The 5,479-nt window shown below is 62.1% G+C and carries 6 protein-coding genes and 2 tRNA genes; 3 read left to right on the top strand and 5 right to left on the bottom strand.

Annotated features, from left to right (window positions below):
• Positions 1-193: 193 nt before the first annotated feature.
• From AC1DWI_RS12610 to AC1DWI_RS12600, 3 genes are read right to left on the bottom strand one after another with little or no spacing between them, the layout of a single operon-like run.
• Positions 194-580, bottom strand: coding sequence for a DUF488 domain-containing protein (locus AC1DWI_RS12610; RefSeq protein ID WP_477669411.1), 387 nt, complete (start codon positions 578-580; stop codon positions 194-196).
• 49 nt (positions 581-629) lie between these two features.
• Positions 630-2,096 carry a TRAP transporter large permease subunit gene (locus AC1DWI_RS12605; RefSeq protein WP_477669412.1) on the bottom strand — a complete coding sequence of 489 codons (1,467 nt, stop codon included), beginning with the start codon at positions 2,094-2,096 and terminating at the stop codon, positions 630-632.
• Positions 2,093-2,539 carry a C4-dicarboxylate ABC transporter substrate-binding protein gene (locus AC1DWI_RS12600; RefSeq protein WP_477669413.1) on the bottom strand — a complete coding sequence of 149 codons (447 nt, stop codon included), beginning with the start codon at positions 2,537-2,539 and terminating at the stop codon, positions 2,093-2,095. The genes AC1DWI_RS12605 and AC1DWI_RS12600 overlap by 4 nt, the downstream gene beginning before the upstream one ends.
• Before the next feature lie 209 nt (positions 2,540-2,748).
• Here AC1DWI_RS12600 and AC1DWI_RS12595 point away from each other — a divergent pair.
• A tRNA-Pro gene (locus AC1DWI_RS12595) sits at positions 2,749-2,825 on the top strand.
• Positions 2,826-2,933: 108 nt separating this feature from the next.
• Here the strand turns inward: AC1DWI_RS12595 and AC1DWI_RS12590 are convergent.
• The gene (locus AC1DWI_RS12590) at positions 2,934-3,377 is read right to left on the bottom strand and encodes a response regulator (protein ID WP_477648732.1); all 444 of its coding nucleotides are present in this window, start codon (positions 3,375-3,377) and stop codon (positions 2,934-2,936) included.
• Between the two features lie 239 nt (positions 3,378-3,616).
• Here AC1DWI_RS12590 and AC1DWI_RS12585 point away from each other — a divergent pair.
• Positions 3,617-3,693: transfer RNA gene (locus tag AC1DWI_RS12585), tRNA-Arg, on the top strand.
• 293 nt (positions 3,694-3,986) lie between these two features.
• Here AC1DWI_RS12585 and AC1DWI_RS12580 read toward each other — a convergent pair.
• The gene (locus AC1DWI_RS12580) at positions 3,987-4,691 is read right to left on the bottom strand and encodes a glutathione binding-like protein (protein ID WP_477669414.1); all 705 of its coding nucleotides are present in this window, start codon (positions 4,689-4,691) and stop codon (positions 3,987-3,989) included.
• A gap of 56 nt (positions 4,692-4,747) precedes the next feature.
• Between AC1DWI_RS12580 and AC1DWI_RS12575 the strand changes: the two genes are divergently transcribed.
• Complete coding sequence (locus tag AC1DWI_RS12575) at positions 4,748-5,434, top strand: hypothetical protein (RefSeq protein WP_457280747.1); 687 nt, start codon at positions 4,748-4,750, stop codon at positions 5,432-5,434.
• Positions 5,435-5,479 lie beyond the last annotated feature (45 nt).

The following is a 5,479-nucleotide window of genomic DNA, read 5'->3' as shown; positions in this document are numbered from 1 at the left end:
CGCCTGGATCGCGCCGCCGGACCGCGGTATCAACGCCAACCCCTTGGAGTACGAATACGTCAAATTGTGAATATGGCCCCCACGGTCGCTCACTTCGTGTAGTTCCCTGCCCCCCGAGGGGCCGCTGCGCCTGCGGTCTGGCAAAGCCAGTCCCGCGGCCCCGGCTTGATTTGACGTGACCGCTTCACCAGCCTCAGGCGATATTTGCGCCGCGTTCTTTGAGTAAGTCCCGCAGTAGCGAGCGATGGCAACGCGCCTCGTTTTCGCAATAGCAGCCCATGGCGAAATTCGCCTGGTGTGACAGCGCCGCCAGCAGGTCCAGGTTGCGGCTGGCATCGGGTTCGTTCATTTCAGCCCGGTATTTTTTGCTGAAGGCTGCCCAGTCCTTGTCGGAGTTAACCGACTGGCCCAACTTCATGGTTTCCACGCTGGGCGCGAGGCTGGGGTACCAGACGTCATACCAGTCCTGCGAGGCGAACTCGGTTTTCGGCACGCCGCGCGGCGGTCTTCGCACCGTGCCTATGCGCAAACCTTCGTTGGCACTTCGCGCCGTGCCCAGCCTGACGATCCTGATGGCCATTACGGTCTCCTTTTTGGCGAACGGTTCAAGAACCCTGTTCTGGAACGACTCAGGGCGCGGCGGCGGTGCCCGGCTCAGGGGACTCAACGCGCGACATCTCCCGTATCTGGCGCGCGATCTCATCTTCGGCCATTGGCGCTTTCTCAGAAGCCACAGGGGCCGGCGTGTCCAGCCAATGCACCGCGGCCGGAAAGGCGAACACCACCACCGTGAGCGCCACCTGCACCAGCAGCATGGGCCATAGCGCGCCCAACAGGCGCCGGCTCGAAACGGCCGGCAGGCCCGAGCGGGCCCGGGCCATCAGCACGGCATAGCCCATGGGCGGTATCAGGAAACTCAGCTGCAGCACCAGCAGCAGCAACACTGCCGCCTGCTGGGCATCGCCCAGCCGCGCGATCAGCGCCGGCGCGACGATGGGCACGATGACAAAAATCATTTCGAACGCATCCAGCACCCAGGCGCACGAGGCCACCAGCAGCAGTACCAGGGCCGCCGTCACGCCCGGCGGTAGCGTGGAGCCCAGCAGCAGGCCGTTGAGCCAGCGGTCGGTGCCGAACACCCGGAAGACCAGGCTGAAGGTAGTGGCACCCACCAGGAGTGCAAACAGGGCACCGCTGAGCTTGAGCGTGTCGGCCAGCACCGCTTGCCAGCCTGCCGCCGAAATCGAGCGGCCCGCGAGGGCGGCTGCGACCAGCAGCATGGCACCCGTGGCCGCCGCTTCCACCGCATAGAGCTTGCCGGTAAAGACGCCGGCCAACAGCAGCACGATGGTGCCGCCCGCGAGCAGGGCGACTGCCACCTGCGCACGGCTGAGCGGGGTGTGCTGCGGCTTTTCCTGAAGCTTTCGCGCCTGGCGCCAGGCCACTAGGGCCCAGAGCGCCAGTACGCACAGGGCGGGCAACAGCGCGGCATGCATCACGTCCTGGGTGTTGATGATGCGCTGGCCGGCCTGCAGGTAGCCCGGCAGCCGGCTGGCTTCCAGGTGCGCCAGCATCATGGCATCGCCCAGCAGCAGCAAGACCAGAGAAGGCGGCACTACCACGCCTATGGTGGCGGCCACACTGATGATGGAGATGGCCTGCGCGGTGTCCAGGTGCGCCATGCGCGGTGCTATCAGGCGCGAAAGCAGGGCCGAACTGGAAGCGACCGAGCCGTTCATGGGCGCGATAAGGGCGCCGACACCCAGGGCCGAGAGGGCGTGCGCGCCGGCCAGGGGCCGGAACAGCCGCAGCAAGGCGGAGAACAGGGCGTCGGCCACTGTCAGGCGCTGCAGCAACACGCCCATGAAGACATACAGCGGCATAGCCTGCAGCAAATCGTTTTCCAGCAGGCCCAGTGTTCGCACGGGCAGGGCCTGCAAGATCTGGAGGTCAAAAGCGCCTGCGGCCAGGCCCAACGTGGCGAATAAGCTGGAGACGCCGATCAGCAAGGCCCAGACCGGCAGGCCGGTGGCGAGAATCAGCACGCCCAGGAGCAGAAGCATCCACAAGCCCGCGAGGGGGCCGGTGAAACTCATGGCGAGCCCGGCGCGCGGCCGTGCGGCAGGAGTTCGAGCAGGCCTTCCGCCAGCACCAGCAAGAGCATCAACACCATCGCGATCTTGATCACGAAGTAACCCGGGCTGAGTGTTTCACCGAACCGTTCGAAAGTAGCCACGGAAGCCACCAGTAGTGGCCAGCCGGCCCAGAGCATGAACAGCGCCCAGGGCGCGATGCAGACCAGCAGCGCCCAGGAATGCCAGCGCGGGCGGGGTGCGCCGGAAGGGTGCGGCTGCAGGGAAGCGAGGTGGGTATGGCTTCTGGAGGCCGCGGTCACGGCTACAGCCACGTACAGTGCGAATAGCACTTGCGCCGCATCATTGGCCTGGCGTGAGTAGGCCTGGACGAGTTCGCGCAGCGGCCATTGGGCCAGCAGCAGTGCCGCCAGCGGTAGCACCAGCAGCCCGAATACTGCTGTCATGCGTGTCAGACCCTTGTCGATCCAGGACACGGCCCCGGCGGCGGCCCGCATCATCATGCGGCGGCAAGGCTGCTGCCAGCCTTCCCCTCGGGCCGGTGCGGATCAGGCTGGGCAACGAGGCGAAGTTTCATTGGGTAATCCAGTGAATGGAAAAAATGAGGAGGGGTGCGGGAAAGTGTAGCGGGTTCAGGCTATAATATTTGACTAGTCGGAGTGTGGCGCAGTCTGGTAGCGCACCTGGTTTGGGACCAGGGGGTCCAAGGTTCGAATCCTTGTACTCCGACCAAAAATTCCCAGCAAAAAGCCCACTTATGTGGGCTTTTTCACGCCTGTCTGTTGGGGCGCCTCGCCAGTTCGGCCTTGGCAGCCCTCAGTCTCGCCAACGGCGGCGTTTTCAGGGCTTGAGTAACGACCCAAAGTTGGATGTGCGCCAGTATTCGCGCACCTGTTCCAGTTTTTCCTGAAAATCCCGAAAGTGCAGCGGCTTGCGCACGTAGCTGTTAAGCCCGCCCTGGAGCTCTTTCACCACCGGGGAGTATTTGGATTCGGACGTCAGGAGGATGACGGGTACAAAGAAGGTGCGGGGGTCGGCCCGCATGCGCTGCATGACTTCCAGCCCGCTGAGGCCGGGCAAATTCAGGTCCAGCATGACGAGTTCGGGCGGATGGTCGTTGGGCCGGTTGCTGTAAGCACCTTCGCAGAAAAGGTATTCCAGGGCTTCCGTGCCGTCGCGGGCAACGATGATTTCATGGTCCGCACCGTTTTCCTGCAATGTCACCGTGGTGAGCTCTACATGGGCAGGGTTGTCTTCCACCAGCAGCAGGATTGGTCGGGTCATGTGCGTGCCTTTGCGTTTCTTTCGTGTAGACAATATACCCCTGACAGGGAGCCAGCCATAGGTGAGTCATTGCGGTGTGTGAGAACCACAACAAACCGCCGTGTCCGAATCACTGCGTGCCGGACATGTCCGACCCTGTTGCCCGGGGTATCCGGCAGGCGTTTGAAGGTATGATTCGCGACGAACTGAATCCTGCAGTTCGCACGTTTGCGGCTCCGCCGCGCTGACACACATACAGACTGCCCGTAGCTCAGTTGGATAGAGCATCAGCCTTCTAAGCTGAGGGTCGGGGGTTCGATCCCCTCCGGGCAGGCCAATCGACCGCTTCAAGCTACTGCGGACCCGTGATCAAAGCCAATACGTTCCTCGCGATCCTCACGTACCCGAAGGTACGTTCCGGTCGCTGCGGTACGGTTTGGCTTTGCTGACGGGTCCTCGCTACGCTTGCTATCGGCCGATTTTCTTGTCTGGGCGTCAGCTCGATGCGCTTTTATCCTTACTTACCGCTCCGGCTCTTCCGGTGCGGCTCGGGCTTGCTGACGCGTTCTCGCTACGCGATCTGATCCCAAATCGGGGGACAACGCTCCTGGTATCGGATCGCCGCCGGACTCAACGTTTTTCGTACTGCGTCTTGCCAAACAGGATTTCCCGCGCCTTGTCGTCGGTGATGGGCCTGCGCAGATCGGCCAGTACCTTGACGCCACGCTGCACGGCGGGGCGGTCGCTGATCAGGTCAAACCATTTCTTGAGGTGAGGGTAGTCGGCCCAGTCGATGCCGTGGTTTTGCCAATTGCGCAGCCAGGGGAAGATGGCGATGTCGGCGATGGTGTATTCATCGCAGGCGATGAACTTGTGGGTGGAAAGCTGCTTGTCCATCACGCCGTAAAGCCGCTTCGTTTCATTCGTGTAGCGGTTGATGGCGTAGTCGATTTTCTCGGGCGCGTACTGCCGGAAATGGTGGGTTTGCCCGATCATGGGGCCGACGCCGCCCATCTGGAACATCAGCCACTGCAGCACCTGGAATTTGAGGCGGTCGCTTTTTGGCAAAAACTGGCCGGTTTTTGCGGCCAGGTACAGCAGGATGGCGCCGGATTCAAACACCGGGATCGGCTTGCCGTCGGGGCCGACCGGGTCAACCAGCGCAGGAATCTTGTTATTCGGGCTGATAGCCAGAAATTCGGGCTTGAACTGGTCGCCGGTGCCGATATTGACTGGAATCGCTTGCCAGTCCCGGTCCAGCTGCAGCCCGCATTCTTCCAGCATGATGTGGACCTTGTGGCCGTTCGGTGTGGGCCAGGAGTAAACATTGATCATTGGCGCTTCCTTGGACTAACATGAGGTTGCTGCACTTTAAGAGAAAAGCCAAAACCATGTTTGAGCGGTTGAAGAAAGTCTTTGTCGGGGGTAAGGGGGATGCGGGCGACGCCGGCGCCTCCGACGATGCCGTGTCCGAGTGGGCCGGTACCCGCGGCTTTTCTTATACCGGCCTGGGGGAAGGCAAGGGTTTTGCCCTGAAAGGTTCCGTGAGTGGCAAACCCTGGAAGATGGAGCGTGGCCGGGCCTCGCGCGACTACATCCGCGGCGAAGAACTCCGCGCCCGCGGTGAGATCAAGGTCAACGACGACGTCACGGTGCTGGTCATGAACCGGGCACTGAAGGATTCACTTGAAAAACGTGCTTACCAGGCCTATACCGACACCCTGCAGACCACCGCAGACCTGAGCATGCCGGAAGAGGTGCGCTGGCTGGCCATGTATTCGGAAGTAGGTTGGGAAAGCCTGCCCAAGCCGTTCTGGCAGCGCTACGCAGTCATGGCAGACCAGCGTGTGCATGCGCAGGCCTGGCTGGACACCCACCTGGTCGACTTGCTGATGAACTGGCCGGAGCCATCACCAGATGCGCAAGTGCCTTTTATCCTGATGATTCTGCGCGGCAAGGCTTACCTGCGCATGCAATACACCCCCGCCGACATGCCGACGCTGGAACATGCGGCCCAGATCTTCACGAGCGCCTGCGAATCGGCCATTGCAGGCCTGTCCAACGACATCACGCTCTGATCGCATTGCCATTTTCAGGGTGAAATTGGCACTTTAGCCGTATGG

Source organism: Polaromonas sp. P3_C2 (assembly GCF_056402675.1).
This window is presented reverse-complemented; position numbering and strand designations above follow the sequence as displayed.